This window comes from Intrasporangium sp. (genome assembly GCF_051961875.1).
Taxonomy (GTDB): domain Bacteria; phylum Actinomycetota; class Actinomycetes; order Actinomycetales; family Dermatophilaceae; genus Intrasporangium_A.
Genome location: NZ_JBQCCV010000250.1, coordinates 1 through 3,815 on the forward strand (window position 1 = coordinate 1; position 3,815 = coordinate 3,815).

At 69.2% G+C, this 3,815-nt stretch carries 2 protein-coding genes; both read right to left on the reverse strand.

Annotated features, from left to right (window positions below; translation table 11 throughout):
• Window positions 1–156 precede the first annotated feature (156 nt).
• Window positions 157–2,169 (reverse strand): hypothetical protein, encoded by a 2,013-nt coding sequence (locus tag ACTHJJ_RS15025; protein WP_440303749.1) that lies wholly within the window; start codon window positions 2,167–2,169, stop codon window positions 157–159.
• Window positions 2,170–2,672: 503 nt separating this feature from the next.
• Window positions 2,673–3,296, reverse strand: coding sequence for a hypothetical protein (locus ACTHJJ_RS15030; protein WP_440303750.1), 624 nt, complete (start codon window positions 3,294–3,296; stop codon window positions 2,673–2,675).
• Window positions 3,297–3,815 lie beyond the last annotated feature (519 nt).

The following is a 3,815-nucleotide window of genomic DNA, read 5'->3' on the forward strand; positions in this document are numbered from 1 at the left end:
AACATTTGTATGATTGGGTGGGGCCCTTGTTGGGGCACCCGTCCGGGGGGGGGTTCTGCCGGCCCGGGGTGGTGGTGGGGGGTCCTTGGGTGGGGGGGGGGGGGGGGGGGCCACGTCAGTCGAGAGGCACTTCACGTCGAAGGGCCGCTCATCCGGTCACGGCACGAAGTGGCTCACGTAGGTGGACCAGTTGCCGATCGCGACCCGTGGCCCCGGCCCGTGGTCGGGACCAGCGCACGTTCCCAGCAGGTTGTCGCCCGTGCCACCGGTGAAGAACGGGCCGCCCCAGGTCGTGTAGTCGCACGCGTGGGCGATGTACTCGCTCGCGATCCAGACGTGCTGGCCGTCGACAGCCGCCGCCCCGTAGTCACCCCATCGGGTGCGTGGCGGGGCGCCCACCTGGGCCTTGTAGCTCGTGAAGCCGTCGTCGGTCGCCTTGCCCTCGCCGCCCGGCACGACGTTCCAGGGCCCGACGCCGACGATGGCGTCGATCGGCGCGTAGGCGGCGCTCGGGAAGGTGTCGTCACCCGTGGCCGTGAAAGCCATGACCCCACGTCCGCTCGGGGTGACCCCGATCGCGGGATAGGTGAAGTCCATCCCTGCTGCGCCGAGGTAGCCCTGCATGGCGACCTTCGATGCGAGGCTCTGGCCGCCCGGCTTGATGACGTACCAGGCGATGCCGGCCCGGTTCGCACTGCCGTTGGGGGTGACGGCCGTGTCGAGCGAACCCCAGAGCTTGCCGTTCGCGTAGGTGACCTGCTGCATCCGGGTGTCGTTCGAGTCCGGCGTCGAGACGACCTCGTTGTGCTTCGGCTCGGAGGCCACGAGCAGGCGCCAGCAGCCGCGCCCCGCGATGGTCATGGTCGTCGTGTCGTTGAGGCACTTGCCCTGCGGCGTCGCATCGGTCGGTGCCTTGCCGGACCCGGGCTGCTGCTGCTTCGGCGGAAGGGCGTAGAGCCCGACGTCGACGAGCTGGTTGGCGAGGTGCACGTCGGGTGTCGCCGAGTCGAGCGAGGCGGTGTTCGTCATCGACCAGACGACCACCTGCTTCGACGTGTAGTTCCCACCCGTGCCCGTGACGGGGTGGGTGGCCTCGTCAGCGGCGTTGGAGCTGAGGAAGTACTCCGTGCCGTTGTTGGCGGTGTTGAACGACGACGTACCGGGCGACTGGGCCGGCCAGACGGTGAAGCCCGGCTGGGTCGCGCCGGCCTCGCTCGGGGCGGCGACCATCCCGTAGGTGTCGATGTGCTGCATCTGCACATGGGTCGAGCCCGCCGCGAGCTGCGCCTTGGACAGCGCGTAGACCTGGGCACCGCCAAAGCCGTTGGTGTTCCAGGGGTAGGCGTTGGTCGTCACGTAGAAGCCGTTCGCGTCGGCACCGATGTGTGGATAGTCACCGAGGTACGGGCCGGGGTTCACGCCGCCGGCGTTGGTGCCGTCGTCCGTCACGTTGAGGCGGTAGATGTTCCACGCGCCCACCGGGTTGGCCGACTGGCTGACGGCGATGTCGAGGTGGTTCTGCGTGGTGTAGGCGCCGGTGGCCGGGTTGACCTCGAGGGTCAGCACGACGAGGAAGAAGCGCTGCGTGGCGGCGTCGTAGAGGCAGGTCGGGTCCGTCACGAACTGGCCGCGCGCCCCCGTGGTGCGGTTGACCGCCGCGGAGTAGCCGAAGAAGGAGTTGAGGTCGACCGCGTGGCCCACGTTGCGTGGGAAGGTGCCCACCACGTTGCTCGCCGTGTTGTCCGGCAGGAGCGACGTTCCGGAGGCGTCGTAGACGTTCATGACGTCGTTGACCGCCTCGACGACGTAACCGCCGCCCACACAAAGCCCCTGGTCGGGAGGCTCGACGGTGAACTGGTTGCCGCCGCGGGCGTACCGCTGCTGGTACAGGTTCAGGCCCTCGAACCCGTTCTGGAAGCCGGGGTTCGACTTGGCCTTCTTGCCGCTGTTGACCGAGGCACCCTTGCCCGGGGCGTGACCCTGGGACAGGGTGCGGTCGGTCACCACGCCGGTGTAGGGCTCGGGGGAGTTGTCCTCCTCTTCCTGCGCTGGGAACTCGAGACCCGACCCGGAGTCCGAGGGGGTGAAGTCGCCGGTGAGCGGCGAGGTGGTGCGGACGAGGGTCAGCGACTGGGAGGCCGCGTACGCCGGCAGACTCGGCAGCGCCATCGCTGCCAGGACAAGGGCAGGTGCAGCAAGAGCACCGGTACGCGCAATATGCGCGCGACGCATCGCCATGGTTGGTGTCCTTTCGAGGTAGGGCCAGCCAAGGGCGCGCCGCAAACGAGACGCGGTGGCGTCACGAGGTCTGGCCTGCCAGACCTTTGCGGGGGCGACCGACCGCGGTTATCGGCGTCGCCGTTGAAGCCGGGTCGTCCTCAGCGCAACTGTCCCATCCCGGAGTTCCGCATGAGGGCCAAATGAACGGAAGGAACCGGGGCAGTGCAGCCTCAAGAGGCAGAAAGGTGCTCTGGACATGCCGATAAATGCGCTTCGCCCGAAAGCGCACTGTTTCCCCCACGCCGCAAGTGAACCCGCACTTATCGCCGGGTCCCCCGCGGAATCAAACGCTCCGGCCCGCGCTATCCGACACTTCGGCTCCCTGCCACAGGGAAGCAGGCATGGCGGAGGGGCCAGCTCCCTCTGCGGGACCTGGCCCCTCGGGCCTCGGCTCAGCGCCCCGACAGCTCGGGACGGCGGTCCTTGGCCGCCGGCTCCCACGGCACCTCGAGCGCCATCTGCGCCGTGATGGGCGGCATGAAGGACTTCGTGTCGTCGATGCAGGCGCGAAGCAGCCGGACGAGCCGGTCACCGGTGTCGGGCACGCAGGCCTCGGCGACCGCGTCGATCGACAGGGCCACCAGCCGGCGAGCGGCGTGCGACCGCAGCGGCCGGCGCAGGGCACCGGCCCGCGCGGTGAAGTCACGCGCCCACTTCTCGGCTCCGGGGGCGGCGGCCAGCGCGTCGCGGCACATCCGCCCGAGCGGGCCCTCCGGCTCGCCCTCGAGCTGGGCGAGGGTGCGCTCGGCCGCGAGGAGGCCGACGGCGAGGGCATGCTGTGCCCGCTCCGACGAGACGGGCAGCGCCTGCGTGGCGCAGCGGGCGGCGAGGGCGGCGTCGACCCGGGGGTCGTCCGGGTTGAGGCCGACGACCTCGGGGATCATCACGACCAGGCGCTGTCTGGTCGGGTCGTCGACCGCGTCGTTGACGCAGCGGGCGGCGGCAGCCAGCACCGGGTGCGTGCACTTGGGATGGTCGCTCCATCGCTCTCCGGCGAGGAACGAGGCCATTTCCATGAAGCAGGCGCCCGATCTGGGGTTCCAGTGGCGACCTTGGGACAGAACCGGGACTCCGTCAGGGATAGGCATGGCTCGTCGTGGCATTGAAGCCTCCTGCTGTGATGGGGAACCATGAGGGCCCACTTCCAGAATGCGCCACCCTTACCCCGCTTGGCCAGAGCCGATTCGGATTCGGCCCGGCTGAGCGCTCACTGAACGGGGGTCAGGCCGCCCCTACCGCAGTTCGTATGCTGCTCACTCAACCGCGCACCTAGGCCACCTCCCGGCGCGCCGGGCTCTGCGGCATACCCCTCCTGTGTCGTCACCCCCCGCCCCATCACATGCGAACGGGCCCTTCGCCGGGCCAACCCGTGGGTCGCCCACCCGGTGGGACAAAAAAAGCCCCGTAGGGAACCGCGTCAACTGACGCTGTTTCCCAATGTTTCCAGGGGTTTTCCGTCCGAAGCGAACTGTAGGGTTCCACCTACAGATTGCAAAAGTGAGGCCCGCGAAGTTGGCGCTTCCGGGCCTCTGGGA